At 57.2% G+C, this 26,775-nt stretch carries 28 protein-coding genes; 7 read left to right on the top strand and 21 right to left on the bottom strand.

Annotated elements, in window-relative coordinates:
- Positions 1-42 precede the first annotated feature (42 nt).
- The 4 genes from MARLIPOL_RS03905 to gpmM form a co-directional block, all read right to left on the bottom strand.
- On the bottom strand, positions 43-870 hold the full coding sequence (locus tag MARLIPOL_RS03905) for a divergent polysaccharide deacetylase family protein (protein WP_012136784.1): 828 nt from the start codon (positions 868-870) through the stop codon (positions 43-45).
- Positions 870-2,270: a S41 family peptidase gene (locus tag MARLIPOL_RS03900; protein ID WP_012136783.1), complete on the bottom strand. Its 1,401-nt coding sequence runs from the start codon at positions 2,268-2,270 to the stop codon at positions 870-872. The genes MARLIPOL_RS03905 and MARLIPOL_RS03900 overlap by 1 nt, the downstream gene beginning before the upstream one ends.
- A 110-nt stretch (positions 2,271-2,380) precedes the next feature.
- Complete coding sequence (locus tag MARLIPOL_RS03895) at positions 2,381-3,514, bottom strand: murein hydrolase activator EnvC family protein (RefSeq protein ID WP_012136782.1); 1,134 nt, start codon at positions 3,512-3,514, stop codon at positions 2,381-2,383.
- A gap of 8 nt (positions 3,515-3,522) precedes the next feature.
- The gene (gene gpmM / locus MARLIPOL_RS03890; RefSeq protein WP_012136781.1) at positions 3,523-5,070 is read right to left on the bottom strand and encodes a 2,3-bisphosphoglycerate-independent phosphoglycerate mutase; all 1,548 of its coding nucleotides are present in this window, start codon (positions 5,068-5,070) and stop codon (positions 3,523-3,525) included.
- Positions 5,071-5,213: 143 nt separating this feature from the next.
- Here gpmM and MARLIPOL_RS03885 point away from each other — a divergent pair, with 143 nt between their 5' ends.
- Both MARLIPOL_RS03885 and secB read left to right on the top strand, forming a co-directional pair.
- A complete protein-coding gene (locus MARLIPOL_RS03885; RefSeq protein ID WP_012136780.1) occupies positions 5,214-5,630 on the top strand; it encodes a rhodanese-like domain-containing protein in 417 nt (138 codons plus the stop codon).
- A 62-nt stretch (positions 5,631-5,692) separates the two neighbouring features.
- On the top strand, positions 5,693-6,193 hold the full coding sequence (gene secB / locus MARLIPOL_RS03880; protein WP_012136779.1) for a protein-export chaperone SecB: 501 nt from the start codon (positions 5,693-5,695) through the stop codon (positions 6,191-6,193).
- Positions 6,194-6,273: 80 nt separating this feature from the next.
- Here secB and trmL read toward each other — a convergent pair whose 3' ends face one another.
- The 4 genes from trmL to traF all read right to left on the bottom strand — a co-directional run bounded on the left by trmL (position 6,274) and on the right by traF (position 10,515).
- Complete coding sequence (gene trmL / locus MARLIPOL_RS03875) at positions 6,274-6,738, bottom strand: tRNA (uridine(34)/cytosine(34)/5-carboxymethylaminomethyluridine(34)-2'-O)-methyltransferase TrmL (RefSeq protein ID WP_012136778.1); 465 nt, start codon at positions 6,736-6,738, stop codon at positions 6,274-6,276.
- Between the two features lie 4 nt (positions 6,739-6,742).
- On the bottom strand, positions 6,743-7,921 hold the full coding sequence (locus MARLIPOL_RS03870; RefSeq protein WP_012136777.1) for an acetyl-CoA C-acetyltransferase: 1,179 nt from the start codon (positions 7,919-7,921) through the stop codon (positions 6,743-6,745).
- A 123-nt stretch (positions 7,922-8,044) separates the two neighbouring features.
- Entirely contained in the window at positions 8,045-9,166 is a 1,122-nt protein-coding gene (locus MARLIPOL_RS03865; protein ID WP_012136776.1) for a polynucleotide adenylyltransferase/metal dependent phosphohydrolase, read from the bottom strand.
- A gap of 83 nt (positions 9,167-9,249) precedes the next feature.
- Positions 9,250-10,515: a conjugal transfer protein TraF gene (gene traF, locus MARLIPOL_RS03860; protein WP_012136775.1), complete on the bottom strand. Its 1,266-nt coding sequence runs from the start codon at positions 10,513-10,515 to the stop codon at positions 9,250-9,252.
- Positions 10,516-10,772: 257 nt separating this feature from the next.
- On the opposite strand from traF, the gene MARLIPOL_RS03855 reads away from it, so the two are divergent.
- On the top strand, positions 10,773-11,306 hold the full coding sequence (locus tag MARLIPOL_RS03855) for an LPP20 family lipoprotein (RefSeq protein ID WP_012136774.1): 534 nt from the start codon (positions 10,773-10,775) through the stop codon (positions 11,304-11,306).
- 52 nt (positions 11,307-11,358) lie between these two features.
- The gene (locus tag MARLIPOL_RS03850) at positions 11,359-12,552 is read left to right on the top strand and encodes a flagellar assembly protein T N-terminal domain-containing protein (RefSeq protein WP_051123083.1); all 1,194 of its coding nucleotides are present in this window, start codon (positions 11,359-11,361) and stop codon (positions 12,550-12,552) included.
- Here the strand turns inward: MARLIPOL_RS03850 and MARLIPOL_RS03845 are convergent, their stop codons facing one another.
- The 8 genes from MARLIPOL_RS03845 to trhP form a co-directional block, all read right to left on the bottom strand.
- A complete protein-coding gene (locus tag MARLIPOL_RS03845; protein WP_012136772.1) occupies positions 12,553-13,014 on the bottom strand; it encodes a SufE family protein in 462 nt (153 codons plus the stop codon).
- Complete coding sequence (sufT, locus tag MARLIPOL_RS03840) at positions 13,015-13,557, bottom strand: putative Fe-S cluster assembly protein SufT (RefSeq protein WP_012136771.1); 543 nt, start codon at positions 13,555-13,557, stop codon at positions 13,015-13,017.
- A gap of 60 nt (positions 13,558-13,617) precedes the next feature.
- Positions 13,618-13,971, bottom strand: coding sequence for a HesB/IscA family protein (locus MARLIPOL_RS03835; RefSeq protein ID WP_012136770.1), 354 nt, complete (start codon positions 13,969-13,971; stop codon positions 13,618-13,620).
- Between the two features lie 13 nt (positions 13,972-13,984).
- Positions 13,985-15,238 carry a cysteine desulfurase gene (locus MARLIPOL_RS03830; RefSeq protein ID WP_012136769.1) on the bottom strand — a complete coding sequence of 418 codons (1,254 nt, stop codon included), beginning with the start codon at positions 15,236-15,238 and terminating at the stop codon, positions 13,985-13,987.
- 6 nt (positions 15,239-15,244) lie between these two features.
- Positions 15,245-16,543: a Fe-S cluster assembly protein SufD gene (gene sufD / locus MARLIPOL_RS03825; RefSeq protein WP_012136768.1), complete on the bottom strand. Its 1,299-nt coding sequence runs from the start codon at positions 16,541-16,543 to the stop codon at positions 15,245-15,247.
- Between the two features lie 11 nt (positions 16,544-16,554).
- On the bottom strand, positions 16,555-17,331 hold the full coding sequence (gene sufC, locus MARLIPOL_RS03820; RefSeq protein WP_012136767.1) for a Fe-S cluster assembly ATPase SufC: 777 nt from the start codon (positions 17,329-17,331) through the stop codon (positions 16,555-16,557).
- Between the two features lie 65 nt (positions 17,332-17,396).
- Complete coding sequence (gene sufB, locus MARLIPOL_RS03815; protein WP_012136765.1) at positions 17,397-18,845, bottom strand: Fe-S cluster assembly protein SufB; 1,449 nt, start codon at positions 18,843-18,845, stop codon at positions 17,397-17,399.
- Positions 18,846-19,313: 468 nt separating this feature from the next.
- Positions 19,314-20,645: a prephenate-dependent tRNA uridine(34) hydroxylase TrhP gene (gene trhP / locus MARLIPOL_RS03810; RefSeq protein ID WP_012136764.1), complete on the bottom strand. Its 1,332-nt coding sequence runs from the start codon at positions 20,643-20,645 to the stop codon at positions 19,314-19,316.
- A 156-nt stretch (positions 20,646-20,801) separates the two neighbouring features.
- Here trhP and MARLIPOL_RS03805 point away from each other — a divergent pair, with 156 nt between their 5' ends.
- The gene (locus MARLIPOL_RS03805) at positions 20,802-21,158 is read left to right on the top strand and encodes a helix-turn-helix transcriptional regulator (RefSeq protein ID WP_012136763.1); all 357 of its coding nucleotides are present in this window, start codon (positions 20,802-20,804) and stop codon (positions 21,156-21,158) included.
- Here the strand turns inward: MARLIPOL_RS03805 and fabB are convergent.
- Together fabB and fabA are read right to left on the bottom strand one after the other, a co-directional pair.
- On the bottom strand, positions 21,145-22,356 hold the full coding sequence (gene fabB / locus MARLIPOL_RS03800) for a beta-ketoacyl-ACP synthase I (RefSeq protein ID WP_012136762.1): 1,212 nt from the start codon (positions 22,354-22,356) through the stop codon (positions 21,145-21,147). The two genes, MARLIPOL_RS03805 and fabB, sit on opposite strands and share 14 nt — an antisense overlap.
- Before the next feature lie 11 nt (positions 22,357-22,367).
- Entirely contained in the window at positions 22,368-22,877 is a 510-nt protein-coding gene (gene fabA / locus MARLIPOL_RS03795) for a bifunctional 3-hydroxydecanoyl-ACP dehydratase/trans-2-decenoyl-ACP isomerase (protein WP_012136761.1), read from the bottom strand.
- Between the two features lie 195 nt (positions 22,878-23,072).
- Between fabA and MARLIPOL_RS03790 the strand changes: the two genes are divergently transcribed.
- Positions 23,073-23,594, top strand: coding sequence for an SRPBCC family protein (locus tag MARLIPOL_RS03790; RefSeq protein WP_228677566.1), 522 nt, complete (start codon positions 23,073-23,075; stop codon positions 23,592-23,594).
- A gap of 79 nt (positions 23,595-23,673) precedes the next feature.
- Here the strand turns inward: MARLIPOL_RS03790 and MARLIPOL_RS03785 are convergent, their stop codons facing one another.
- Positions 23,674-24,858 carry an NnrS family protein gene (locus tag MARLIPOL_RS03785; protein ID WP_012136759.1) on the bottom strand — a complete coding sequence of 395 codons (1,185 nt, stop codon included), beginning with the start codon at positions 24,856-24,858 and terminating at the stop codon, positions 23,674-23,676.
- Positions 24,859-24,988: 130 nt separating this feature from the next.
- On the opposite strand from MARLIPOL_RS03785, the gene MARLIPOL_RS03780 reads away from it, so the two are divergent.
- The gene (locus tag MARLIPOL_RS03780; protein WP_012136758.1) at positions 24,989-25,360 is read left to right on the top strand and encodes a SirB2 family protein; all 372 of its coding nucleotides are present in this window, start codon (positions 24,989-24,991) and stop codon (positions 25,358-25,360) included.
- Positions 25,361-25,382: 22 nt separating this feature from the next.
- On the opposite strand, the gene MARLIPOL_RS03775 is transcribed toward MARLIPOL_RS03780, so the two are convergent.
- Positions 25,383-26,213 (bottom strand): ion transporter, encoded by an 831-nt coding sequence (locus tag MARLIPOL_RS03775; RefSeq protein ID WP_012136757.1) that lies wholly within the window; start codon positions 26,211-26,213, stop codon positions 25,383-25,385.
- 78 nt (positions 26,214-26,291) lie between these two features.
- Positions 26,292-26,747: an EVE domain-containing protein gene (locus tag MARLIPOL_RS03770; protein WP_012136756.1), complete on the bottom strand. Its 456-nt coding sequence runs from the start codon at positions 26,745-26,747 to the stop codon at positions 26,292-26,294.
- Positions 26,748-26,775: the final 28 nt, after the last annotated feature.

Genomic DNA, 26,775 nt, shown 5'->3' with positions numbered 1-26,775 from the left:
GGCGAAGCCGTAATCCGACAATCCAGGCTTAATTTTGTAGACCTACTCGCCCTTGGCGTAGGTTGTCCGGATCGGCTGTTTCTCACCTTCCGCAAACATCTGCTGGTTGTTATTTCGTATCGCCCACAGACCACTCACCGTTGCGACCGCGATGCCCTGCTCATCCAGCATCGGCAGGTTTTTCTCAAGGTAGTCCACCGTCACTTTGTGTGGGTGGCCAATACCGATGGCGCTGCCATTTTCCCTGGCGCGCTTGATCAGTAGCTTGAACTGCCGGTCCACGTACTCTTCGGTTTGCTCGTGATCCAGAAAGACATCCCGGGTGAGGGTTGGAATGCGGTAGGCGTCAGCCACCTGGCCGGCGATGGACGAGGCGATGGTGCGGCTATCGACAAAATACACCGGATAAAGGTCCAGTTCGGACATCACCCAGTCCATGGGCTGTAACTGCTGGGTCAGCAGGCTGCCCATGTGATTGTTCACGCCTTTGACGTGAGGAATTGACTGCAAGGCCCGGCGGAGGGTGGTTTTCAGGCTTTGCCTGTCCATATCCGGCGTTAGCCCGCCGGGGCCGAGCCCGAAGTTCCGGGTATTCGCCATCGGAGCATGAAGCATGATTTCCTTGTGCATCCGGTGAGCCTGCTTTGCCAGGGCGACGGTGTGCCGCCGATAGGGCAGGAAGGCCAGGGTGACCGGTTGCTCCAGATTGATCAGGCGTTTGCCCTCATGCAGGTTATGCCCCATGTCATCAATGATGATGGCGATGGTCGGTGGCATCTCTCCCTCGCGGGTTGGTCCGGGTTCTTCAGCCCGGGCCACGGATGTCAGCAGCGTTACAATCAGCAGTGGTATCAGCAGTCTCAAGGGCATTATTCCGCTTGGTCGGCGCGGGCCTTGTTACCGCGCTTATCCAGAATCTTCAGGCCTTTGAGCAGGTTCAGCGCTGAGCGTAGCTGGAAATCCTGTTCTGCCGCGGACGTATCCTGTTGCTGTTTTGTTGTCGGGGCTTCCTCTCCCTCATTCTGGCCTTCCAGGTGGCCGCTCAGGTCCGCTTCGGTGAAGAATGGCCGGCCATCAATCTCCTGAAGTTCCGCGGGCTTGACTTCAATGTCTGGTTTGATGCCTTTGGCCTGGATGGAGCGACCATTCGGGGTGTAGTAACGGGCGGTGGTCATCTTGATGGCATGGGTCTCGTCCAGGGGAATGACGGTTTGAACGCTGCCCTTGCCGAAGGATTGGGTGCCCATGACGACCGCGCGCTCATGATCCTGAAGTGCGCCGGCGAGGATTTCCGAAGCGGATGCGGAGCCGCCGTTGATCAATACCACGATCGGTGTGCCTTCCATAATATCACCGGCCTTGGCATTGAATCGCAGGCGGGAGCTCTGGATGCGGCCTTCGGTATAGACAACCAGGCCACCGTCAAGAAGGGCGTCCGCCGCCTCAACGGCCGCCTGCAGGACTCCGCCCGGGTTGTTGCGAAGGTCAATTACCAGGCCGTCAAGGTCGTCGCCGTACTCTTCTTCCAGTTTATTGAGCGCATCGACAAACTGACTGCCAGTATCAGCCTGGAACTGGGTAATGCGGAGATAGCCATACCCGTTATCGATCATGCGGGACTTGATGCTGGTTACCTTGATGATGTCTCGCTCGACATCGATTTCGATCGGGGCGCTCTCGCTTTCACGCATGATGGTCAGGGTCAGAATGGTGCCGGGTTTTCCGCGCATCAGCTTGACCGCTTCTTCCAGGGACATGCCCTTGACCGGCTGGTCGCCGAGTTTGATGATCAGGTCGCCAGCCTGCACGCCTGCTTTTTGTGCCGGAGTGTCGTCAATGGGTGCAATCACTTTGACGAAGCCGTCTTCCATACCGACTTCAATACCGAGGCCGCCGAATTCACCGGACGTACTTTCTTCCAGTTGCTCGTAGTCTTTGGGAGCAAGGTAGGTGGAGTGGGGGTCCAGCTCGGACAGCATGCCTTTGATCGCGCTTTCCAGCAGTTCCCGATCTTCTACTTCCTCAACATACGCGTCCTTGATGCGGCTGAAGACTTCGGTGAACTTGCGAAGGTCGTCGAGGGGGAGCTGCTTTTCGGGGTCGGGGAGCTGGATCTGGACCCGTTCGCCATTCTGGACGCCCTCCGGAAGTTCGCCGGTGCGGTCATCGGTTTCCTGGGCATGAATCAGGCCGGGAAAAGCAATAAAGCAGGTAATCAGAGTCAATGCGCGGATGGTTTTGGCGTTTTGTGTACTTCTGGCCCGTCTCATTCACTTATCCTGTGTTTATTCCGATGGTTGAGCAGTCCCCTGCATACCGGGACAGTATGGCGTCACTGGTCGGGTTTGTCAGCCCTCGCTCCCGATAACCGGAAGTGTGTCTATTTTGCCAGCCAGCTACGGGGATTCACCGGCTTACCATTATGGCGAATTTCAAAGTACAGTGCCGGATCCTCTGTGCCGCCGGTGCGTCCGGCAGCGGCAATGGCCTGGCCGGGGGACACCCAGTCACCGGGGCTGGTGTATAGGCTGCTGCTGTGGCCGTAGAGCGACATGTAGCCATCGCCGTGGTCGACAATCGTCATCAGACCGAAGCCTCGTAGCCAGTTGGCAAAGACGACCCTGCCAGAGTGTATGGCCTTTATGTCTGCGTTTTCGGACGTGTTCATCATCAGGCCGTTGCGGCGGAGTTTGCCCTCGGCATAAGGCGCGCCAAACCCACTGAAGACCTTGCCTTTGGCGGGCCAGGGTAGTTTGTTCCTGAGTGACTTGAACGGAGCGGACTCGTTGGGTACCGGGATGTTGGCAATGGCCTCTTCTACCTCGCGCAGCAGCTTCTCCAGACGCTCCCGGTCAGCTTCCAGTTCCTGGCGTTCATCTTTCCTTGCGCTGATTTTATTATCCAGGGCGGCGAGTGTCTGTTTACGTTGAGACTTGTTGCTGGTGAGTTCTTTCTGGCGCTCTGCCACATCGGCTTCCAGCTTGGCCAACCGAACGCGGGCGGCTTCAGCTTCCTGTTGGGTTTCTCTCAGCTGGCGCAGATTGGCATTGAACACCTCAAGGCGCCGGACGGTGTCCTGGCTGAGGTATTCGTAATAGGTCATGGTACGGGCAATCTTGTCGGGATCGATTTCATTGAGCAGCACCTTCACCGCAGGTGCATCGCCTTCCATCCAGGCGGCTCGAATCTGCCTTTTCAGGCTCTCGCGCTGGCTGGCCAGGGTCTGATTCAGGTCTTTTTCTTGCTGCTGCAATTCCGCCAGGCGCTGTTGCTGCACTTCCGTCTGTTGGCGCAGTTCCCGGCGCTCCCGGGTCAGGCGGCTGATAGCTTGCTCGATACCGGTCAGTTGCCGTTCCAGGGATGATCGGTCCTTTTCGGCTTTGGCCAGCCATTGGTCAATGTCGGCAATCTGTTCTTTCAGCTCTTCAATCTGGCCGGGAGTGACTTCCTGGTTGGCCAGCACTGGCAGCGCACTGAATATCAGTGCCGCTGCCAGTGTCCGTGGGGAAAGCAATCGAACTCTCAATCGATGGTTACCAGGCTGTGCCCGGTCATTTCCGCTGGCGGTTCCAGACCCATCAGGGTCAGCAGGGAGGGCGCTACGTCGCTCAGGCTGCCGTCGTCCTTCAGGGTGACCTGACGGGGGCCAGTGTAGATCAGTGGCACGGGGCCAATGGTGTGGGCAGTGTGAACCTGCCCGGAACTGGGGTCCGTCATCTGTTCGCAGTTGCCATGGTCCGCCGTGATCAGCGCTTCGCCACCCACTTCGTCCAGCGCTTCCACGATGCGCTTCACGCACTGGTCAAGGCACTCTGCAGCCTTGATGGCGGCGTCGAGTTTGCCCGTGTGGCCAACCATATCGCCGTTGGCGTAGTTGCATACCACCAGGTCGTACTTGCCGCTCTTGATGGCTTCCACCAGTTTGTCCGTGACTTCCGGTGCACTCATTTCCGGCTGCAGGTCATAAGTGGCCACTTTAGGCGACGGCACCAGAATGCGCTCTTCTCCCTCAAATGGTGTTTCAAGTCCACCATTGAAGAAGAAGGTAACGTGGGCGTATTTCTCGGTTTCCGAAATGCGCAGTTGGGTTTTGCCCAGTTTGGATACGTATTCACCCAGGCCGTTGACCAGCTGCTCGGGCGGATAAGCGCAGGATGTTTTGATATCGGCGGCGTACTCGGTGAGCATGACAAAATCAGCCAGCTCCGGGTGCTTACGGCGTTCAAAACCATCGAAGTCCTTGTCCACGAAGGTGCGGGTCATTTCCCGGGCACGGTCAGCGCGGAAGTTCATGAACAGCACGGCGTCACCATCGTTAATGGTACCTTCCGGTTCGCCTGCTTCATGGATGCGTGTCGGTGCGACGAATTCATCGTTCTCGCCACGCTCGTAAGCCAACTCCAGGGCGGACATTGGGTTTGTGGCTGTAAACGCGGAATCACCGGTGGTCATCAGGTTGTAGGCGGCTTCCACGCGGTCCCAGCGGTTATCGCGGTCCATGGCGTAATAGCGCCCGACAATAGAAGCCACACGACCAACGCCCAGGCTTTTCATCTTGGCAGCGGCTTTCTCCAGGGATGGCTTGGCGCTGCGCGGCGGCATATCGCGGCCATCGAGGAAGGCGTGAATGTAGACTTCTTTTGCACCCCGGGCCGCGGCCAGTTCGGCGGCGGCCAGAATGTGTTCTTCGTGGCTGTGTACGCCGCCGGGCGACAACAGGCCCATCAGGTGCACAGCTCGACCGCTGCTGACGGCCTTGTCGATGGCATTGCACAGGGTCGGGTTGCTGGCGAAGGTGCCGTCTTCCAGATCCTTGTCGATGCGGGTCAGGCTCTGATACACAACGCGGCCGGCGCCAAGGTTCATGTGGCCGACTTCGGAATTACCCATCTGGCCCTGTGGCAGCCCTACAAACATACCGGAGGTGTTGATCAGGGTTTTGGGTTGCTGCTGCCAGAGCTTGTCCCAGAACGGGGTGTTGGCGTTGCTGATGGCATTGTCTTCGGCGGGGTCGCGGTGGCCCCAGCCGTCCAGAATAATCAGTGCAGTCGGCTTACGCGTTGCGGTCATCACTCAATCCGGTATGTTTTTGAAGTTTGTAAACAGGAGTGCAGATTCTAACCGTTTTCATTCCGCTAGGCCACGGAGGTCTGCCTTCTGTCACTGGTTCAGGGTGTGTATAATCCCGCCAAACTAATTAACTGGGTGTTTTCATGGACAGGTTTATTGAATTTGCCGTCAACCACTACGTTCTGGTTTCGCTGTTTGTGGCGTTCCTGCTAGCGATTCTTGTGCTGGAGTCCCGTCGTGGCGGGCAGAAAATCTCAGCCCAGGGTGCGGTAAGCCTGATCAACCGTGATGAAGCCGTTGTCGTGGATATCCGGGATCGCAAGGAGTTTGGTGAAGGCCGTATTGCCGGTTCTGTGAACATTCCGCTCAATGCGATCAAGAGTCGCGCCAGTGAGTTGAAGAAGTTCAAGGATAAGCAGATCATTGTGGCGGATAAAATGGGCCAGCATTCCGCTATGGCGGTGAAACAGCTGAAAGCGGAAGGATATGAGAACGTCGTCCGCCTCAATGGTGGCATTGCCGACTGGAAAGGCAGTAACCTTCCTCTGGTCAAGAAGTAAATTACTTAATATAAAAATGGGCCCCCTGGCGGTCACTATCAGAGAAACGAAAAGGATTGAACATGGCTGAGAATCAGCAAGGCGCAGCAGGCAGCGACAACCAGAACCAACCTCAGTTCGCGCTTCAGCGTATCTATGTGAAGGACCTGTCCTTCGAATCGCCGAATTCACCGCTGGTTTTCCAGGACCAGTGGAAGCCGCAGGTGAACCTGGATCTGAATACCTCTCACAATAAGGTAAGCGACAATCAGTATGAAGTAGTGCTGTCGCTGACAGTGACTGCGAAGGTGGGCGAAAAAGTGGCCTACATCGTAGAGATTCAGCAAGCGGGTGTGTTCATGGTTCAGGGTATTGAGGGCCCTCAGTTGGGACAGATGCTGGGTGCCTACTGCCCGACGATTCTGTTCCCCTACGCCCGTGAGTCAATCGACGGCATCGTTAACAAGGGCAGCTTCCCGGCCCTGATGCTGGCGCCAGTGAACTTTGATGCGATCTACGCCCAGGCGCTCAAGCGTAAGCAGGAAGAGGGCGAAGGAACAGGAAAAGAAGAGCAGACTCACTGAGGTTATTGTTCAGGTATCTGCTTTCATAAAAAAACCGGCTTTTGCCGGTTTTTTTATGTCTCGCCGACGTGAGTCGGGGGTCAGAGCGCACCTTCAAATCCCAGTTGTCGCCAGGCTTCGTAAACCACCAGTGCGGCTGTGTTGGACAGGTTCAGGCTCCGGCTTTGTGGTCGCATGGGCACCCGCAGGCGATGTTCCGGCGGCAGTCCGTTCCGAATGTCCTCCGGCAGCCCGCGGGTTTCCGGGCCGAACATCAGGTAATCGCCATCCTGGAAACGGGCTTCATGATAGTGCTGGCTGCCCTTGGTGGTGAGCCCGAACAGCCTTTCTGGCTGTTCGCTATCCAGGAAGGCCTGATAGTTTTCATGCACTTTCACCGTGGCGTATTCGCTGTAATCCAGGCCGGCCCGTCGCATCTGTTTGTCCTCCAGGTTAAAGCCCAGGGGTTCAATCAGGTGCAGTTGGCACCCGGTATTAGCGCAGAGCCGGATGATATTCCCGGTGTTGGGCGGAATCTCCGGCTCGTACAGCACCACATGCAGCATGCAATCAGCGCTCGACCGCCAGGGCAACACCCATGCCGCCCCCAATGCACAGGGTGGCCAGCCCCTTCTTCGCGTCGCGGCGCTGCATCTCGTGCAGTAGCGTGACCAGAATGCGGCAGCCGGAGGCACCAATCGGGTGGCCGATGGCAATGGCGCCGCCGTTTACGTTGATCGTGCTGGTATCCCAACCCAGTTCTCGGTTAACGGAGATCGCCTGGGCGGCGAAGGCCTCGTTGGCTTCCACCAGATCCAGATCATCGACACTCCAGCCGGCCAGTTTCAGGCAGCGCTGGCTGGCGGGAATCGGGCCGGTGCCCATAATGGTGGGGTCAACGCCCGCGTTGGCGTGTGCCTTGATGGTAGCCAGGGGGGTCAGGCCCAATTCCTTGGCTTTCTCGGCGCTACACACGATAACGGCCGCTGCACCGTCGTTCAGCGATGACGCGTTGCCGGCTGTCACTGTGCCATCCTTCTGGAAGGCAGGGCGCAATTTGCCCAGGCCTTCGGCAGTGACACCTTCACGGGGATTTTCGTCCGTGTCGATGACGATCGGATCGCCTTTGCGTTGAGGGATGCTGATCGGAACAATCTGGCTGTCGAAATAGCCGGCCTGACGGGCTGCAACCGCTTTCTGCTGGGATGCAGCCGCAAACGCGTCCTGCTCTTCGCGGCTGATGCCGTACTTGCCGACAATATTCTCGGCAGTGACGCCCATGTGGTAATCGTTGAATGCATCCCACAGGCCGTCCTTGATCATGGTGTCGACCATGTTCCAGTCACCCATGCGTTGACCGTTGCGGCTATTGGGCAGCACGTGGGGCGCCTGGCTCATGCTTTCCTGGCCGCCGGCAATCATCAGTTCCGCGTCACCGGTGCGGATGGCCTGGACCGCCATGTGAACGGCCTTGAGGCCGGAGCCGCAGACCTTGTTGATGGTCATGGCGGGCACCGAAGCCGGAATACCGGCATTGATTGAGGCCTGGCGAGCCGGATTCTGGCCGCAGCCGGCGGTCAGAACCTGTCCCAGGACAACCTCATTGATCTGTTCCGCCGGCACGCCGGTTTCTTCAAGCAGTGCCTTGATAACAGCGGACCCCAACTGGTCGGCGCGCAAGCTGGAAAGGCCTCCGCCAAAGCTTCCTACGGCGGTACGTTTGGCAGCTACGATGACAACATCACGCATGGATTCTCTCCGGTTCTGAAAGGCGCAGGGCTAACCTGGTGTCCCGCGCAGGCAGGATGAAAACTGACCACATTGTAGCGGAAAGCGGGTGCGCACCAAAGCCACGGCGTGAGTTCCCGGGGTTTAGTGCGGGTGTTTTGGTATCAGTCCGGCGATGCGGCGCAATCGTTCCTGCCGGATCGCTTCCCCCAACGCCTTGCCCTTGTGGCCCTGGGCCATCAGCTCCCGCGCATTGACCTCGGACGCTGCGTTGGCAGACTCCTGCAGCAGGGTAATGGCAGTACCATATTGGCCGGGCTGCAGGCAGGTGAGTGCAGTCAAAAGTCGCACGAACCGTTCAGGGCGCCGCCAGACATCCGCCTCATCGAGCAGGGTCAGGATGCCCTGCTCAGTCATTCCTGTGTCCGACTGTTCGTGAAGTTGCGGTGCGAGACGGCTGGCAAGGCGTGCCAGATCCTGGCAATCGTTGGGTGCCTTGAGTGCTTGTGCACGTTGACTGGCCCGGGTTTCGGGCAGGTGGGCGAGCAGCACCGCGAAGCGGGTCGCTGTATCTGCATCCCTGGCACAAGCGCAATTCAGTGATCTCAACGCTGATGCCAGTGTAGGAGGGGCGGAGAGTTCTGGGGCCAACACCGAAAGGGCGTCGCTGGCCTGGAGCACCTCAAAGAAGGTGCCTGGATCGTTTTCATGAAGGGCTCGCTGTATCTCCTGCCAGACTCGCTCCGGTACTAGGTGGTCCACCTCACCGGATGCGGTCATCTGCCGCATAAGCGTCATGGTGCTGTCGGCGACGCGGAATCCCATTGGGGCCAGGCGGGCCGCGAAACGGGCGGTACGGAGTATTCTCAGGGGGTCTTCCGCAAAGGCTTCTGAAACGTGGCGCAGTTGCCGTGCCTTAATATCGGCTTTGCCGTTGAAAGGGTCTATCAGTTCCCCTGACGTGGACCTGGCCATGGCGTTGATGGTCAGGTCGCGACGTTTGAGGTCGTCTTCCAGGGTAACGTCGGGTGCGCTGTAGACCGCAAAGCCGTGATAGCCCCGGCCAGCCTTGCGTTCGGTTCGGGCCAGAGCATATTCCTCGCGGGTGTCGGGGTGCAGGAATACCGGGAAGTCAGCGCCGACCTGTTTGAAGCCCTGTTTCAGCATTTCTTCAGGTGTGGCGCCAACAACAACCCAGTCACGGTCCTTGACCTCGAGGCCCAGCAGTTCATCTCGTACCGCGCCACCAACCAGATAGGTTTCCATGGGTCCCGAAGTTCTCCAATGCCGGAAATTGATCCGGGGATTATCGGTGGTAGCGCGGGTCGAGGCAAACCATTCTCCTGGTTTTAGAAGGCCACTCCCAACTCGATGGCGGCGCCCAGATCCGCATCACTGAACAGCGCGCCGATATCCAGGCGAGCGCCAAATGGCGACAAACCAATACCAGCGGTGAACTGGGTTTCTTCCTCAATGCCCTCGTTGTCATCGTTGCTGGCCAGATTCTGTCGAACGCCGGCACGCAGCTGGGCATAACGGAGCACATCGAATTCCGCACCGAGGGCCAGCCACTGGGTATCATCCTCGTAGCCAAAGGCCTCCTTCTCGGTCAGGTCCAGTTCGGCGGTCAACACATGGAAGTCGCCTCGGTGGGCAATACCGGCGGTGACCATCGGATGGAGCTTTAGCTTTCGCTTTTTTTCACCCAGCTCAGGACGGCTGGCTGCCGATTCCAGATCCATCGGGATCACATTCTTTACAACGGCGCCGGTGGTCCATTCGTTGTCGTCGCCAAAGGTATAAGCCATCCCGAGATCGAAGTTCAGCCCGCTCTTGGTGGTTTCGGATTCGCTGCTGTCGAAATCATCATCGTCGAAGCCGGATACCCGCTCAGTGTACTGGAAGGTGCGAAGTTGAACGTACTTTGGCGAAAAACCGATCTGTAAGGTATTGCCATCTGACAGTTCCATGGATCGGGCGAGAGAGACGCCAACCTCAATCACTGCCGAGGCCAGAATGCTGCCGCGGGACTGCAGGTCACGGTCCAGATCAGCCGTTGCCAATGTCAGCTCGTCTGCTGTTTCCAGCTCCCGGAGAAACGCATCGTCCTGATCATCCAATTCGCCGCGAACCGTTGTCCGCAAGTTGCCGGTGGTGAAAAAGCCGATCGAGTACTCGTCAGTAGGAATGGCAGCAGCAATGGTCAATCCGGCATCAACCCGAACAGTGTCTTCATCGAACTCATTGAGTTGGCGGCGCAGGTCACCTGCAATGCGACGGGCCTCGTCGGATTCCGATACACGATTCAGCTCCTGAAAGTCATCGATGGTGTCCTGGATATCGTCAATCTGATCGATAGTCTCTTCTTCATCCGCGAATCGGGCGTTGACGGAAGGCAGAATCAAACCAAAATCATCGGACCAGTTATGCTGATCGGCAGCCAGCATTGCGGGGTTGGATAACCCTGCGGATGCGGGATGTGCCACGGCCACACCGGTGCCACCCATAGCGAAAGAACGGGAGGACATGGGTTGTTGGGGGCTGGCTATGGCAGTGGTGGTGGCCAGTGAGATTCCGATAGCAATAGCCAACTTGGTCAGGTGGTTTTCGGTCATGTATTTTCCTGTTGTGTCTTTATAGTTTTCATGGGGGTCAGACGTCACACGAGGTTCAGATTAAGGAAGTTCCTGATATTTCGCATCGGTGAACCGGTAACGGTTTGTTTTATTGGTGTAAGTGGCGGTGGATTTTTGCCGCTTATGATGGAAAGAAAAGGGGGCTTTTCGGTTTATTTAAAAATTATCAAGCACCTATGTGACATGGCGTGATTTTTTCATGGTGTCATGGAAATAAGCGTTTGCGGAGAATGAACATGACCCTGCGATGGATATTCGTATCGGTATTGGCTGCTGTAATGATTGGGTGCGCGCCGGTCGGCCAGTATCAGAATGGTAGCGACAATCGCGATCTGGAACCGATAACGGTTCGGGTCAGCGGTTTCGGAACCTATGAGGATGCGTCCAGGGACCGTTCGAACACCCGCAAGAGATTGCTTGCACGTCGTGCGTCTCAACTCGATGCCTATCGCAATCTGGCGGAGCGGGTCTACGGGACCGTCATCTTCGGTAGCTCTACCGTCAGTGACTTTGTGCTGAGCAATGACATGTTCCGTACCTACGTGGACAGCTATATCCGTGGCGCAAAAATGGTGGCGGTCAATGAACACAGTGATGGTGTGTTCGAAACTGTGATGGAGCTGAAACTGGAGACGGAATTTCGTTCCTGTGTGGCTCAGGTGTCCGACATTCAGGTTCAGGACCTGTGTCCGATTCCCGTGCCTCGTGACAGTGACAGTACGGGGGATGTGCAAGCCCGCAGCGTTGACTCCCTGTACTATCTTGATTAACCAGCTTGATTGATCCGCTCGCCTGAAAGTCCGATTGGGTAACTGAATGAATATGAACACCATCCGTTTACTGCTTGTGCTGATCCTGCTGGTTACACCGATGGCAAATGCCGTTGTGCTGGAGGGGGTGGGGCATGCCACCATCTACAGCGGTAACGTGGACGCCGCCCGGGACAAGGCCCGCGAAGCCGCATTGCGGGACGTCGCGTTGCAGTACGAAGCACAAATCACCAGCCGCGACACGATGGAAAACGGTGTCATCACGGAATCCCGCCTGCGGGTGGCGTCTTCTGCCCGTGCCCGGGATGCCCGTATCGTCGATGAGTACCGTAGTGGGGATTTACTACGCATAACAGTCAGGGCGGAAGTGTCTGAAAGCAGCCGGTGTAGTGCCGGAGACGCAGCTGGCCTGAAAAAACGGGTGGCCGTCACCGGCTTTCCGATTCTGTATCCGGATCAGGCGAGAGTTGGCCGCATTGGTGACGCCGGCGAAATCTTGCCGCAGCAGTTGCAGGCATCCCTGAGAGAGAGCGGTCGCCTTCAGGTCTACGGCGCCACAACTTCCCGTCTGTTCCAGGATCTTTTGAATGCACCTACTCAGCAGAAATTTGATAACCGGCTGACCAATGTCATCCAGGTGGCCCGCGAGCTGGATGTACAGTTCGTGGTAACGGGCGTGATTCGCGATCTCGGTGTGTCGGATCCTTCGGCCTGGGGTACGTCGGTTCTGGACAGGATGCAGCGTGGTGTTGGTATGGCTAATCAGAACCGGCGCTTTGTAGCGGACATGATGGTGTTTGACGGATTCAGCGGTGCGCCGGTCTATCAGCAACGTTTTGCCACCGAAGCACAGTGGGATGCCGGTCCCGGTGTGTCTGCCGGTTTCGACTCGGCGGGCTTCCAGGAAACCCAGTACGGTCAGGCGGTGGATAAGGTAATGGCGAACATGGGCGCGGCGGTTCAGGAAGCTCTGGCTTGCCAGCCATTCATCACTCGCATCACTCGTGTCGATGGCAGCAAGGTGACGCTGGCATCCGGCGCTACGGCCGGGCTGCGTCCGGGGGACGAGCTGCATTTGTATCGGAGTGAGAGTTTCTTCGATTCGCTCGGGGGAACGCCGGAGCTGTCTGACAGCCAAACCCGGCTAACCCTGAACAACGTCCACCCGGATTTCAGTAACGGCACGATGCCGTTGTCCGGCGGTGAGATCAATATTCAGCGGGATGATGTTGCCATCGTCTGGTGATCAGGCGGTGGCAACCCTGGCAGCGGTATCGCGGATTTTGCCCACCATGGCACGCAGGCCGTTGCCTCGGGTCGGGGAGATGTGGCGGAACAGGTCCAGCTGCTCGAACAGCTCATCAATGTCCGTGGCCAGCAGGTCCCTTGGGGTCTTGCCGTTCAGTGCCACCAGGATGATGGCGGCCAGGCCGCGCACGATCATGGCATCCGAGTCGATCAGCAGATACAGTTTGCCGCTTTCTTCATCGTAGTGATGAATCAGCCAGACCTGGCTCTGGCAGCCGTGCACATAATTTTCCTCGGTACGGGCTTCATCAGGGAATGACGGCAGTTGCTTGCCAAGGTCAATGATAAAGGCGTAACGCTCTTCCCAGTCGTCCAGAAACTCGAAGCCATCCAGAACATCTTCCAGGGTGGTGTCTTTTCCGAGCGGATTGTTCAGAAACGTTTGTTCGCAGGCAGTCATTTACAACATCCCCAGTTCAAGCTTGGCTTCGTCGGTGAGCATGTCGTTGTTCCAGGGCGGATCAAAGGTCAGCTCAACCGTCACCTTGTCGACGTTGGGGACGTACTCGACCTTGCGCTGGACATCATCGGTGATCACCGGACCCATGCCGCAACCCGCGGCGGTGAGGGTCATTTTGATGTAGACGTGGTTGCCATCTTCGGTGCCATTCTCGATCTTGCATTCGTAGATCAGGCCGAGGTCCACCACGTTGACCGGAATTTCCGGGTCGTAGCAGTTACGCATGGCTTCCCACACCTGGTTTTCGTTAACGGTGCCGTCTTCCGGGGTATCAAAACTGCTTTCCAGAGGCTGTTTGCCAAGGGCATCGGCGTCGTGGCCCTCAATGCGGGCAAGGTTGCCGTTAACCGCAACGGTAAAGGTGCCGCCCAGTGACTGTGTGATGGTCACAAAGGTATCCGACGGAATCATGATTTCGGTTCCGGCAGGAACAAGGCGGGCTTCCACCTCGCGTTTGGTCAGGACAACTTCCCGTTCTTGCATGCCTGTTCTGGCCTCGCTGTTTTCTGTCTTTGGTGTCGGATTACGCTACGCTAGTCCGACCTATGCTACGGTAAAACTCTCGCCACATCCGCACTCGGCGGTCGCATTCGGGTTGCGGAACTGGAACATGGAGTTCACACCTTCGGTGACGAAATCAATCTCGATGCCGTTCACCAGCGGCAGGTGTTCCTCTTTGACGTACACGTCCACGCCATCAATGTGAAACACCTTGTCATCGGAGGCGGCTTCTTCCACCCAATGTGTCTCGTACTTGAAACCGGAGCAGCCACTTTTCTTGATGGCCAGCCGGATACCCTTGGCGTCCGGCTTCTTGTCCAGTTGTTTGCGCACGTGTTTGACCGCACTTGGCGTCATGGTGACGGCAACGGTCGGGGTGAAGACTTCGGCTGTCATAATTCCACCTCCATCAGGCAAACAGACGCTGGATTTTCTGCAGGGCTGTGAACAATTGTTCCACCTCATCCAGCGTATTGTAAAATGCAAAGGAAGCCCGGGCTGTACCGGGAACTCCGTAGAAAGCCATCAGCGGCATGGCGCAATGGTGACCGGTGCGGATTGCGATGCCTTGCTGATCCAGCAATGTTCCTATATCGCTGGGGTGTAACCCGGCGATTTTAAAGGACATGACCGGTGCCTTATGCTTCGCGGTGCCAATGATTTCCATGCCAGGCACGGTTTCCACCAGCTGATTGGCGCGGTCCAGAAGGGCCTTCTCGGCGATTTCCATGGCGCGGCGGTCCAGACGACCCACATAGTCGATGGCGGCGCCCAGGCCGACAGCTTCGGCCACCGCTGGTGTGCCGGCCTCAAACTTGTAGGGCAGGGTGTTCCAGGTGGTGCCCTCAAACGACACACGCTCAATCATCTCGCCGCCACCCTGATAAGGGGGCATTTCTTCCAGAAGCTGCGCCTTGCCGTACAGCACACCGATGCCGGTCGGTCCGAACAGCTTGTGGGCAGAGAACGCGTAAAAATCGCAGCCCAGTGCCTGAACATCCGGCTGATAATGTGGCACTGCCTGGGCGCCATCGACCAGGGTGATAATGCCCCGGGCCTTGGCTTCCTTGATCAGCGTGGCCACCGGGTTGACGGTGCCAAGCGCGTTGGATACGTGAGTAATGGCAAATATACGGGTACGTTCATTCAGCAGGCTGTTGAATGAATCCAGATCCAGTTCGCCTTCAGGTGTGATCTGAATCGGCACGACTTTGGCGCCGGTTCTCTCGGCCACCATCTGCCAGGGCACGATATTGGCATGGTGCTCCATCTGGCTTACCAGGATCTCATCACCGGCTTTCAGGCGAGGGGCCAGGCCGTTGGCTACCACGTTAATGGCTTCGGTGGTGCCACGGGTCCAGATAATTTCCCGGGTACTCTCGGCATTGAGGAAGCTACGGACGGTTTCCCGTGCGCCTTCGAATGCCGCTGTGGCGCGGTCGCCCAGGGTGTGGGCGCCACGGTGAACATTGGAGTGCATCTCCCGGTAATAACGGTCCATGGCATCCAGCACGGCCACCGGCTTCTGGGCTGAGGCACCATTGTCCAGATACACCAGCGGCTTGCCGTTCACCTGCTGTGACAGGATCGGAAAGTCACGGCGAATGGCGTCAACGTCAAACGCTGTTTTCTTGGCTGTGTTGGCCACGGACAGATCTGTCATAACCGGTCACGCCCCCTCGAAGGTCTGATCAAAGAACTGGTTCAGTCGGGTGTGGGCGGTATCCCGTACCTGCTCCACCGGAATCTGCTCAACCAGTTCATTAATGAAGGCCATGGTGAGCAAAACGTTGGCTTCCCGCCGGCCTATGCCGCGGGATACCAGGTAGAACAACGATACTTCATCCAGTTGCCCTATCGTTGCGCCGTGAGCACACTTGACGTCGTCCGCGTAGATCTCAAGCTCAGGCTTGGTATCTATCTCTGCACCGTTAGACAGCAGCAGGTTCTTGTTGTTCATGTCCGCATTGGACTTCTGGGCGTCCTGATGAATATGGATGCGGCCATTGAAAACGGCATGTGACTGGTCGGCTGCAATGTTGCGATAGGTTTCTTGGCTGTTGCAGTGGGCCGCCACGTGCTCGATGGTGGTGTGGTTGTCGTAGTGCTGTTTGCCCTGGGTAACAACCACGCCGTTGAGCTTGCACTCTGCGCCTTCGCCTTCCAGGCGAACCTGCAGATCGTGCCGGCGCAGTGGGCCGCCAAAGCCGACGCAGTGGCTTTCAAAGCGCGAATTGCGCTGTTGACTCACACCGGTTGCTCCGATGTGCTGAACATTTTCGCCTTCCATATTGAGGCGGACGCTGGTGACATTGGCGCCGTCCCCCAAAGTGAACTCCGTGACGGTGTTCACCATGACGGGCTCACCGCCGCTGGAGATATACTCCTCCACCAGGGTGATCTGGCTGTGACGACCGGCATCCACGAATATGCGGGGATACGCGGAACCACTGGCATCGGCGTTGACTTCATGAACGATGAACAACGGCTGGTCCAACACGGCATTTGGCTTCAGGCGGATCAGCAGGCCGTCCTCGAAACGGGCGGAGTTGAGCCGGGCCATCTGCACGACGCCCTTGTCTGAAGAGCTGTTCAGCGTGCTGTCCATGCGATCCGCCAGGCTGGCGGCCTCGACGTCATCCAGGTCGCCAAAGCGTTCAATGGAGATGCCGTCCAGGTCCGGGTAATCACTGGCTTCCGGCAGCATTACGCCGTTCAGGAAGGCCACCTTGTAACCAGGTACTGCCAGTCCGCTACCGGTTTTACCCTCGGCGGGCAGCGAGATGGCCATGTCGTCGGTCAGCTTCAGGTACTTGCTGGAGTACTTCCAGTTCTCAGTTTTGCGAGTCGGCAGTGGCATGTCGACCAGTGCTGTACCCCTTTGTTTACGCAGCGCCAACAGCGGCTCAGGCAGGGATTGCCCGGCCGGATGAAGGAACGCGGCAGAAAGTGTTGGTGCTGGTTTCATTCCGCTCTCCCTCAATTGGCTGAGTTGGCTGCTGCTTCTTCTTCGTCTTTGATGCCGAGCCAGCCGTAACCGCGCTCTTCCAGTTCCAGGGCCAGTTCGCGACCACCAGACTTGACGATCTTGCCGCCGGCCAGCACATGAACGTGGTCCGGCACAATGTGGTTCAGCAGGCGCTGGTAGTGAGTCACCATCAGGATGGCGCGATCCTCAGCGCGCAGGGCGTTGACGCCATTGGACACCACCTGCAGGGCGTCGATGTCGAGACCGGAATCGGTTTCGTCCAGGATCGCCAGCTTCGGTTGCAGCAGCAGGGCCTGCATGATTTCGTTGCGTTTTTTCTCACCACCGGAGAAGCCTTCGTTAACGCCACGCTTGAGGAAGGCCGGGTCCAGATCGACCTGCTTCGACACTTCCTTCGCCAGTTTCATGAACTCAGCGGCGTTCATTTCGGCCTCGCCCTTATGATGGCGCATTGCGTTCACAGCGGTACGCAGGAACTGAAGGTTGCTGACGCCGGGAATCTCCACCGGGTACTGGAACGCCAGGAATATGCCTTCACGGGCACGCTCCTCGGTTTCCAACTCCAGCAGGTTTTCACCGTTCAGGGTGATTTCACCTTCGGTAATCTCAAATGCCTCATTGCCTGCCAGCACCTGGGACAGGGTACTCTTACCAGAGCCGTTGGGGCCCATGATGGCGTGAACTTCCCCGGCCTTGATTTCCAGGTTGATGCCCTTGAGGATTTCCTTGCCCTCAACGGAGGCGTGCAGGTTCTTGATACTGAGCATTTGTCGGGTTCTCTCTTCTCTAAACTGTATGAGTTCGTTTTTCTGCCGGTGTGTGCAGACCGCTGTTAACCAACGGAGCCTTCAAGGCTCACTTCCAGCAGCTTGCCGGCTTCAACCGCAAATTCCATCGGGAGCTCTTTGAACACTTCTTTACAGAAGCCGTTCACGATCATGGATACCGCCTGCTCCGGATCGATACCACGCTGACGGCAGAGGAACATCTGCTCGTCGCTGACCTTGGAGGTGGTGGCCTCGTGCTCAACAATGGCGGATTTGTTCTTGCTCTCGATATACGGGAACGTGTGGGCGCCGCAGCGGTCACCGATCAACAGCGAGTCACACTGCGTAAAATTGCGGGCGCCTTCCGCGCCGGGGCCGAATTTCACCAGGCCGCGGTAGGCGTTGGAGCTTTTACCAGCAGAAATACCCTTGGAGATGATGGTGCTGGAGGTGTTTTTGCCCAGGTGAATCATCTTGGTTCCGGTATCCGCCTGCTGGTGGTTGTGGGTCAGTGCCACCGAGTAGAACTCGCCGACGCTGTTATCACCACGCAGCACGCAGCTCGGGTACTTCCAGGTCACGGCGGAACCGGTTTCGACCTGGGTCCAGGAGATCTTGGAGTTCTTGCCAATGCAGGCACCGCGCTTGGTCACGAAGTTGAAGATGCCGCCTTTACCATTCTCATCACCGGGATACCAGTTCTGAACGGTGGAGTACTTGATCTGGGCGTCATCCAGGGCAACCAGTTCCACAACAGCAGCGTGCAGCTGGTTTTCGTCGCGCATGGGCGCAGTACAGCCTTCCAGGTAGCTGACGTAGCTGCCTTCGTCGGCGATGATCAGGGTGCGCTCGAACTGCCCGGTGTTAGCCGCGTTAATACGGAAATAGGTGGACAGCTCCATGGGGCAGCGCACGCCCTTGGGCACATAGACGAAGGTACCGTCGGAGAATACGGCAGAGTTAAGTCCGGCAAAGAAGTTGTCACCGTGAGGCACAACTGAGCCCAGATACTTCTGTACCAGTTCCGGGTAGTCGCGGATGGCCTCGGAAATGGAGCAGAAAATCACCCCGGCCTTGGCCAGTGGCTCCTTGAAGGTGGTGGCCACCGATACCGAGTCGAACACGGCATCAACGGCGACGCCGGCGAGCTTTTCACGCTCGTGCAGCGGAATGCCCAGTTTTTCGTAGGTTTTCAGCAGTTCCGGATCCACTTCGTCCAGACTCTGGGGCATGTCTTCCTTACGCTTGGGCGCGGAATAATAGGAAATCGAGTTGTAGTCGATCTTCGGATAGCCCACGTGAGCCCAGTTTGGCTCATCCATTTCCTGCCAGCGACGATAAGCTTTCAGGCGCCATGCCAGCATCCATTCCGGTTCTTTCTTGATCCCGGAAAGGCGGGCGATAACGTCTTCATTCAGTCCGGGCTCGAACGTATCGGATTCGATGTCTGTTACGAAACCGTGTTCGTATTCCCGTTTGATCAGCTCGTTCACCTCTTGGTCGGTGGTCGCCATGATCGTCGCTCCGTATTCTCTCATCGTGGGCTTGTAGCCCTTGGTGTCGCCGTCAGTCGCGTTGTCGGATCTGACTGGCGGATGTCATCAGTTTGGGTGTTGCAGCGGTCGCTCATCCTGTGAGTGCGCCCTGCAATCGGTTTTTGGATGCTGGATTTTCCTCGCCCGCCTGCCGCTCTGGGGCAGGGTAAAGGGGCGGATCCACCTCTTCTGGCGAGCGATTATACAATACCATAGTAAAATAGTCAGGTATTAAATTGAACGCACGGTGATTATACCTTAATCGACCCACGGGGCACTAAGGGGCTGGCAATCGGGGTGATAGTCTGGTCGTTTTCAGAACTGAATTGGTTGGGGAGAGCGTCGGGCGGGTCTGCCTCCCAAAACACGCCGTGAACCCATCCATGGGGGCTCCGTCTTGCCATCCTTGGCAAGACAGGGTTTTGGGAGGCAGACCCGCCCGACGCTTCAGACTAATTGCTGTTCTCCGGTGGGCAGGATTCGGGTGAGGTAGCTGTGATCAAGTGATGCCGGGAGTTGCCCGGGTGTGGGAATGCGAACGATATGGCCGCTGCCGGGCGCATAACTCATAGCTTCGCCATTTCGGTTTTCCATCGCATCAGCAGAGAAACGAATGTTGCCCGCAGGTGTGATCAGTTCCAGTTGATCCCCCGGGGCGAATTTGTTTTTGACGTCGATGGTCAGCCAACGGTCGTCCGTGTCGGCGATGGTTCCGACAACTTGCTGGGTGCCGAGGAAAGAAGAGCCCTGTTCATAGGTCTGGTATTCCCGGGGCAGGTGGCGGCGCAGGAAGCCCTCGGTGTAGCCGCGGTTGGAGAGGGCTTCGAGTTCGTTCATCAGGCTCATATCAAAGGGCTTGCCATTCACTGCTTCGTCGATGGTCCGGCGGTACACCTGGGTGGTGCGGGCAACGTAGTAGGTGCTTTTGGTGCGGCCTTCGATTTTCAGGGAGTGCACGCCCATCTTGGCCAGTTCCGCTACGTGCTGGACCGCACGCAGGTCCTTGGAGTTCATGATGTAGGTGCCATGTTCATCCTCGTAGGCGGGGATGAAGCTGCCGGGGCGGTTGGGCTCTTCCAGCAGGATCTCTTTTGGCTCCATTTGTTGAACACCGTGGCTGACGGAGGTGGCGATCAGGTCGCCGGTGTGATCATGGGTGTGTTGCACTTCCTTGTAGTTCCAGCGGCAGGCGTTGGTGCAGGCGCCCTGGTTGGCGTCGCGATGGTTCATGTAGCCAGATAGCAGGCAGCGGCCTGAGTAGGCCATGCACAGTGCGCCGTGTACGAATACCTCCAGTTCCATTTGCGGCACTTTTTCGCGGATTTCGCGTATCTCGTTGAGGGCCAGTTCTCGTGACAGAATCACGCGGCTGATGCCCTGGCGCCGCCAAAATTCCACGGTGGCCCAGTTGACGGCATTTGCCTGCACTGACAGGTGAATAGGCTGCTCTGGCCATTTTTCCCGTACCAGCATGATCAGGCCAGGGTCGGACATGATCAGGGCGTCCGGCTTATGCTCAAGCACCGGTTCCAGATCTCGCAGGTAACTTCGTACTTTGTCGTTGTGTGGTGCGATGTTGGACACCAGGTAAAACTGTTTATCCAGTTGGTGGGCTCGCTCGATTCCGGTGCCCAGGGCCGCAATATCCCTGAAACTGTTGTTGCGTACTCTCAGTGAATAGCGCGGCTGGCCTGCATATACAGCGTCGGCGCCATAGGCAAATGCGATTTCAAGATGCTCGGGAGTGCCTGCAGGGGCGAGTAGTTCCGGGATATTCATGGGAGCTCCAAGGAAGATTTGGCCGGGCATTCTGCCTTATCGGAAATTCCATTCCCTTGATCCTGCTCAAAGGTCGTATTGATTGTTTTCGGCTAACATGTGTACGCTATTTGCATTGGCATATCGGGCCATAGCCCAGGTTAGGAGGAGCAACAAATGTCATCAGAGCCTCTGAGGAAAGAGGTAGCACGGGCGACCCTCAGTTCAAGAGTGAGTTCACTGATCAGTGTGCAGCTGACTCGCGGTAAGGTGGGGGTTGAGGCGGTGGCGTCGCAGCTGCATATGAGCCGCTATACCCTGCACAAGAAACTGAAGCGGGAGGGGCTGACCTTCGCGCGCTTGCTGGAGGACGTTCGCCGCAGGCAGGCATTATCCTACATGCAGGACAAAACCAAGCCGCTGGTGGAAATTGCCGAGCAGCTTGGTTTCTCTGAGCTCAGTGCATTCAGCCGGGCATTCAAGCGCTGGATGGGCACTTCTCCGGCTGAATACCGTTCAATCAGGCTTTCTTGAACACCAGTGTACCGTTGGTGCCACCAAAGCCGAAGCTGTTGCTCATGACCAGGTCGAGATTCTGGTTATCCATGCGTTCCCGCACGATAGGATAGCCTTCTGCACCAGGGTCCAGATTCTGGATGTTGGCGGACGGGGCGATGAATCCTTCCCGTTGCATGATCAGGCTGTAAATGGCCTCATGTACGCCAGCGGCACCCAGGGCATGTCCACATAGTGGCTTGGTGGAGCTCAGTGGTGGGATCTTGTCGCCGAAGGTTTCCCGCAATGCTTTCAACTCGGTCACGTCACCGGCAGGTGTGCTGGTGCCATGGGTATTTACGTAGCTGATTTCGCCTTCCACGTTCTTCATGGCGTGCTGCATGCAGCGTACTGCACCTTCACCGCTCGGGGCGACCATGTCGGCACCATCCGATGTGGCACCAAAGCCAACAAGTTCGGCCAGGATGTTGGCGCCGCGCGCTTCCGCGTGCTCAAGGGCTTCCAGAGCCAATACTCCGCCACCACCGGAGATAACAAAGCCATCCCGGTCCGTATCGTAGGTGCGGGAAGCCAGTTCCGGTGTGTCGTTGTATTTGGTGGACAGTGCTCCCATGGCATCAAACAGCAGGCTCAGGGTCCAGTGGATATCCTCACCGCCACCGGCAAACATGACGTCCTGGCGGCCCAGGGCAATCAGATCTGCTGCGTGGCCAATGGCATGCGCGCTGGTGGCGCAGGCGGAGGTGATGCCATAGTTGATGCCGCGGATGCCAAAGCCCGTTGCGATGGAGGCATTGATGGCGCTGCCCATGGTGCGCGGCACCCGATAGGGGCCAACACGGCGGAGACCACGGTCACGATGGGTATCGATGGCATCCAGCAGTTCAACCGTAGAGGCACCACCCTGGCCAAAAATGATACCCGTGGTATCAGCTTTGATGTGCTTGTCGGTCAGGCCAGACTGTTCGATTGCCTCACGCATGGCCAGGTAGGTATAACCGGAGGCCGGACACATGAAACGCCAGAGTTTACGGTCGATCAGTTCCGGAAGGTTCAGGTTGATCTGACCGCAGACATGACTGCGCAGGCCGTTGTCCCTTGCTTCCTCGCTAAACCCGATGCCGGGACGGGATTCCTTCAGGGATTGGGTCACTTCTTTCTGATTGGTACCTAGGCTGGAAACAATGCCCATGCCGGTAATTACAACGCGACGCATCTGGTTAACTCCTAAAAATCATCAGTCGAGGTGAACATGCCAACCCGGAGGTCCTTGGCAGTGTAAATTTCCCGGCCGTCCACTTCCATCCGGCCATCGGCAATCGCCATGGTCAGTTTGCGCCTGATCACGCGTTTGAGATCCAGGCGGTAGGTTACCTTTTTGGCGCTGGGTAGCACCTGACCGGTAAATTTCACTTCACCAGCACCTAGAGCGCGTCCCTTGCCTTCACCTCCACCCCAGGCGAGGAAGAAACCGACCAATTGCCACATGGCGTCCAGGCCCAGGCACCCGGGCATAACGGGATCGTCGACAAAGTGCACCTTAAAGAACCAGAGGTCCGGGTTGATGTCGAGTTCGGCTACCAGACTACCCTTGCCATACAGGCCATCATCGTCTGCGATATGCGTGACGCGGTCGAACATCAGCATTTCATTAATGGGCAGCCGCATGGAGCCAGGGAAGAGTTCGCCGTGGCCGCATTTGATCAGCTCTTCTTTATCAAAATGATCCGGGTACATAGTGCCGTTATCTCTGTTACAGAATGGTTTACTGATACTTTAGCTGTTATTTCGCGAGTCGCTATTGACCTTTAGTGGATGATTTCAGGAAAAGGTTCAGCTGTTGGGGGTGGTGTTGACCGTCATCAATGACCAGTAGGGAGGCCACTGTTATGGTGCATGAAACGACGAAATAAGCGGTCTATTGGGGGGTGAATGCCTATGTCCGGTGAGTGTCGCGATATTTACGGTGATATCCGGTGTGATGGCAGTCGAATCTGCGTGACGTTGCATCGAGAGCTTGGTCACTCTCCGGAATCCGTCTGGAAGATGTTGACGGATTCGGTATGCCTGAGTCAGTGGCTGGCTCCCGGGGTACTTGAGCAGGAAGTGGGTGGCCGAATCAAACTGGATTTTGGCAACAGTGGAACCCCTATTGATTGTCGAATCAGGGCGTTCGAACCGAATCGGTTGCTTTCCTATTCCTGGAGTGCCGGAGAGGATCCGGAAAGGCCGCTGACCTGGGAGCTGAGGGAGTATCGGGGAGGCACGCGGCTGAGTCTCACGCTGTTGCTGCCCAATGACCACCTTCTGGCCATTTCCTGTGCTGGCTGGGACGCCCATCTGGAAATGTTGATGGCAGCGCTGGAAGGCATCAGCATTCATTTCCCGGCCGCCCGTTTTCGGGAGGCCAGGGCTGTGTTTGCAGAGCTGTTGAAGCAAAAGCTGGTCGCCTGAATGGTGCCAGCCTCGTCGTTCATGTAAAAACGGGCCTCAGTAGAGGCCCTTTTTTTTTGATTCTATGTGGGCGAGGGTATCAGCCGGGACGACCGTCCGGCCTGGGGCTGGTGAGTATTCCGGTGTACTGGATCAGAAAAACACTGTAAGCGAATAGCCACAGGGCGGTACTGCCGCCAATACCCGGGTGCCATGGAATGACACCGAAGGCCGTCAGGACGCGCACCAGCACAGCCAGATGGATGGCAATGAACGCCGCCACCATACCTTTTGGCAGCACCAGGGGCCGCCCGGTATGCCCCAGAGAGACCCGCGCGATAACGCCAAGTATCAGGCCGCCAACTGCGCCGGTGCCGGCAGCATGGGTCCAGGCCGCCGCCGGCCAGCCAGCGACTATGGACCCGGCGAGCAAGACGAGGGCGACGGGTACCCAGAGTATGGACAGGTGCAGAATCCAGAGTAGCGGTTCTTTCCGGACCAGCCAGCCTTTCCAGCCTGCCAGACGAACCAGCATCAATGTGGCTGCCAGTATGGCGAGGACTGCTGTGGCTGTCTGCCAGCCTGTGACCAGCGAAACCAGTAACAGGACCATGCTGAACAGGGTTGCCATATCCAGGGCAGGGATGGTCTTGACCGCTGAGCTATCCAGTCCCCGCTGGCGTAGCCATCCGGTCGAGAAAGCGGGGGTAATGCGGCCTCCGATAATGCTGATCAGCGTCATGGCGACGATCAGTGCGCCGTAACTGAAGGCGGCATCCAACCGACTGACGAAACCGATTTGCATCAGCCACAACAACCCCAGCACCACCAGGATCATCAGTTGCCGTTTCTGCCTGGCCCGCCAGATACGCCAGCCGGCATCCACCATAACCAGTGGCAGGAACGCCAGGTTGACTCCCTGTACCAGCCAGTCGGGCAGGTCCGCACCCAGGGCCAGCAACAAACGGCCTGCCAGCCAGACGCTCCAGAGCAGGGCCAGGCGAATGCCATGGGTGCGTTCTGTTTGTGTCCATACACAGACTGCTGTGAGAAGGAAGCCTGCAATCGCTGCAGACAGGAAACCAAACAGCATTTCGTGCTGGTGCCAGAACAGTCCCGGCATGGCCAGTGGGAGTTGAATGGATCCGCTGACCTGCAATACCCAGACGGGAATGGCGAACAGTGCCAGCACCGTCATTGACAGGAAGAAGATGCGGAAAGGGTAGCCGAAGAGTTGGCTGATCCTGTTGATCCCGCCGAGTGCGGACGTTGAGGTGGCCTGCATGGGTATGGCTCCACTGGTGGTGCATTTATAAGAATCATTCTGCATGAATGTTATTGGGGAAAGATATACCCAGTTGGCGGTATCTTTGCGTACAATGCCGCTATCACTTTGATTGACAAAGGAATGAAGTATGAGTGCCTACCTGATCCTGAAACAGGTTCACATGACCACGGCGTACCTCACCGTTACCCTGTTCGCCTTGCGGTTGTTGCTGGATGCGGTGGGCAAGCCTGACTGGCGACAAACGCCATTACGCTGGATTCCTCACGCCAACGACACGATTCTGCTGGTGGCCGCTATCAGTCTGTTGTTTGTCACGCCCTGGATGCCGTTTGTCCACGGCTGGCTGACGGCCAAGATTTTCCTACTGGTTGGCTACATTGTGGCGGGGGTGTTCGCAATGAAGCTGACCGCAAGCCTCACGGTCCGGTGGGTGGCATCGGTTCTGGCGCTGGTTCAGATCATGGCCATCTTCCACCTGGCCATGACCAAACCGTTCTGAACGGGCGTATTACTGGCGGAGACTATCGGCCCCTCGAATTCTCCGCTACTTCCCGGGTCAGCTCCTGTAGCTGCTGTTGCACGGCCCTGAGCTGACGGGTAATTTCATCCCGCTCGTCGTGGGCTTGCTGAGCCTGCTTGGCATTCTGCTCTTCGCTCATGACTTCCAGGATCGCTCCGATCATCATGTTCAGGAATACAAACGCGGTCAGGAAGATAAAGGTCAGATAGTAGATCCAGCTCAGAGGGTACTGCTCCATGGTTGCGTACATGACATCCGTCCAGTCCTCAAACGTGGCGACCCGGAACAGCGTGAGCATGGCGATGGCCACATCTCCCCAGAGATTTTCGTCCACATTGGCGAAGAACATCGACCCCATGGCGGCGTAGATATAGAAGATGATAAACATCAGCAGGGCGATGTAGCCCATGCGCGGAATGGCCTTAAGCAGTGAGTTGATCAGGAACCGAAGTTCCGGTACCACTGACACTAGGCGCAGTACCCGGAATACCCGCAACAGGCGGCCTAACAGCACGGCTTCGGAATTATCCAGCGGGATCAGGCTGCCAATGACCACCAGCGTGTCGAACAGGTTCCAGCCATCAAGGAGGAATCGCTTCTTGTCGGCACAGACGCTGAAACGGAAGAGAATCTCGATCAGGAAGAACAGCGTGATGGCACTATCGAGAACACTCAGCACCTGCTCGACCAGGGGTGGCATATCATAGGTTTTGGCGCCAATGGTTAGCGCCGACAGAATAATGATGGCGATGACTGCGCCCTGAAAAACCTTGCTGGTTTCAATGCGGCGCAGTTGTTCAAAACCGTTGGTCGGACTCAGTTCGGACGACATGGACGTCAGCGGCTCCAGATAGTTCGCGGAGCCCGAATTCTAAAGGCCAAAGGCCCGGTTGGGTAGCGCATTGTTCAATCAGGCGCTGGAGAGAATGATCTGCCACTGCTCATCGGTAACGGGCATTACTGACAGTCGGTTACCGCGCCTGATCAGTGGCAAACCCTCCAGTCCGGACATGGACTTGATCTCATCGAGGGAGATCAATCGCTTCAGCTTCCGTACATAGGTCATATCCACCGCCTGCCAGCGGGGTTTCTCTTTTGTACTTTTTTCATCGTAGTAAGGGGAGTCGGAATCAAACTGGGTTGGATCCGGGTAGGCACTGTGAACCACCCTGACGATACCGGCGATCCCAATGTGTTTGCAGCTGGAATGGTAGATGAAAACCTCGTCTCCCTCTGCCATCTTTGCCAGAAAATTCCGCGCCTGATAATTGCGTACGCCGTCCCAGGGGATGGTCTGGTGTTCTGCCTTCGCAAAGTCATCAATGCTGCATTCAGACGGTTCGGTTTTTACCAGCCACTTTGACATGTTCAGCTCCGCACGTTTGGAAGCTTGC

The organism is Marinobacter lipolyticus SM19 (genome assembly GCF_000397065.2).
In the GTDB taxonomy this organism is placed as follows: Bacteria; Pseudomonadota; Gammaproteobacteria; order Pseudomonadales; family Oleiphilaceae; genus Marinobacter; species Marinobacter lipolyticus.
The sequence above is the reverse complement of the archived record's forward strand: the minus strand, read 5'-3'. Positions and strand labels throughout refer to the sequence as shown.

Bases quoted from the DNA above. Each gene is read 5' to 3' on its own strand.
- MARLIPOL_RS03905 (WP_012136784.1), bottom strand. From the start codon at position 870: ATGCCCTTGAGACTGCTGATACCACTGCTGATTGTAACGCTGCTGACA.
- MARLIPOL_RS03900 (WP_012136783.1), bottom strand. From the start codon at position 2,270: ATGAGACGGGCCAGAAGTACACAAAACGCCAAAACCATCCGCGCATTG.
- gpmM (WP_012136781.1), bottom strand. From the start codon at position 5,070: ATGACCGCAACGCGTAAGCCGACTGCACTGATTATTCTGGACGGCTGG.
- MARLIPOL_RS03885 (WP_012136780.1), top strand. From the start codon at position 5,214: ATGGACAGGTTTATTGAATTTGCCGTCAACCACTACGTTCTGGTTTCG.
- secB (WP_012136779.1), top strand. From the start codon at position 5,693: ATGGCTGAGAATCAGCAAGGCGCAGCAGGCAGCGACAACCAGAACCAA.
- trmL (WP_012136778.1), bottom strand. From the start codon at position 6,738: ATGCTGCATGTGGTGCTGTACGAGCCGGAGATTCCGCCCAACACCGGG.
- MARLIPOL_RS03870 (WP_012136777.1), bottom strand. From the start codon at position 7,921: ATGCGTGATGTTGTCATCGTAGCTGCCAAACGTACCGCCGTAGGAAGC.
- MARLIPOL_RS03865 (WP_012136776.1), bottom strand. From the start codon at position 9,166: ATGGAAACCTATCTGGTTGGTGGCGCGGTACGAGATGAACTGCTGGGC.
- traF (WP_012136775.1), bottom strand. From the start codon at position 10,515: ATGACCGAAAACCACCTGACCAAGTTGGCTATTGCTATCGGAATCTCA.
- MARLIPOL_RS03855 (WP_012136774.1), top strand. From the start codon at position 10,773: ATGACCCTGCGATGGATATTCGTATCGGTATTGGCTGCTGTAATGATT.
- MARLIPOL_RS03850 (WP_051123083.1), top strand. From the start codon at position 11,359: ATGAACACCATCCGTTTACTGCTTGTGCTGATCCTGCTGGTTACACCG.
- MARLIPOL_RS03845 (WP_012136772.1), bottom strand. From the start codon at position 13,014: ATGACTGCCTGCGAACAAACGTTTCTGAACAATCCGCTCGGAAAAGAC.
- sufT (WP_012136771.1), bottom strand. From the start codon at position 13,557: ATGCAAGAACGGGAAGTTGTCCTGACCAAACGCGAGGTGGAAGCCCGC.
- MARLIPOL_RS03835 (WP_012136770.1), bottom strand. From the start codon at position 13,971: ATGACAGCCGAAGTCTTCACCCCGACCGTTGCCGTCACCATGACGCCA.
- MARLIPOL_RS03830 (WP_012136769.1), bottom strand. From the start codon at position 15,238: ATGACAGATCTGTCCGTGGCCAACACAGCCAAGAAAACAGCGTTTGAC.
- sufD (WP_012136768.1), bottom strand. From the start codon at position 16,543: ATGAAACCAGCACCAACACTTTCTGCCGCGTTCCTTCATCCGGCCGGG.
- sufC (WP_012136767.1), bottom strand. From the start codon at position 17,331: ATGCTCAGTATCAAGAACCTGCACGCCTCCGTTGAGGGCAAGGAAATC.
- sufB (WP_012136765.1), bottom strand. From the start codon at position 18,845: ATGGCGACCACCGACCAAGAGGTGAACGAGCTGATCAAACGGGAATAC.
- trhP (WP_012136764.1), bottom strand. From the start codon at position 20,645: ATGAATATCCCGGAACTACTCGCCCCTGCAGGCACTCCCGAGCATCTT.
- MARLIPOL_RS03805 (WP_012136763.1), top strand. From the start codon at position 20,802: ATGTCATCAGAGCCTCTGAGGAAAGAGGTAGCACGGGCGACCCTCAGT.
- fabB (WP_012136762.1), bottom strand. From the start codon at position 22,356: ATGCGTCGCGTTGTAATTACCGGCATGGGCATTGTTTCCAGCCTAGGT.
- fabA (WP_012136761.1), bottom strand. From the start codon at position 22,877: ATGTACCCGGATCATTTTGATAAAGAAGAGCTGATCAAATGCGGCCAC.
- MARLIPOL_RS03790 (WP_228677566.1), top strand. From the start codon at position 23,073: ATGCCTATGTCCGGTGAGTGTCGCGATATTTACGGTGATATCCGGTGT.
- MARLIPOL_RS03785 (WP_012136759.1), bottom strand. From the start codon at position 24,858: ATGCAGGCCACCTCAACGTCCGCACTCGGCGGGATCAACAGGATCAGC.
- MARLIPOL_RS03780 (WP_012136758.1), top strand. From the start codon at position 24,989: ATGAGTGCCTACCTGATCCTGAAACAGGTTCACATGACCACGGCGTAC.
- MARLIPOL_RS03775 (WP_012136757.1), bottom strand. From the start codon at position 26,213: ATGTCGTCCGAACTGAGTCCGACCAACGGTTTTGAACAACTGCGCCGC.
- MARLIPOL_RS03770 (WP_012136756.1), bottom strand. From the start codon at position 26,747: ATGTCAAAGTGGCTGGTAAAAACCGAACCGTCTGAATGCAGCATTGAT.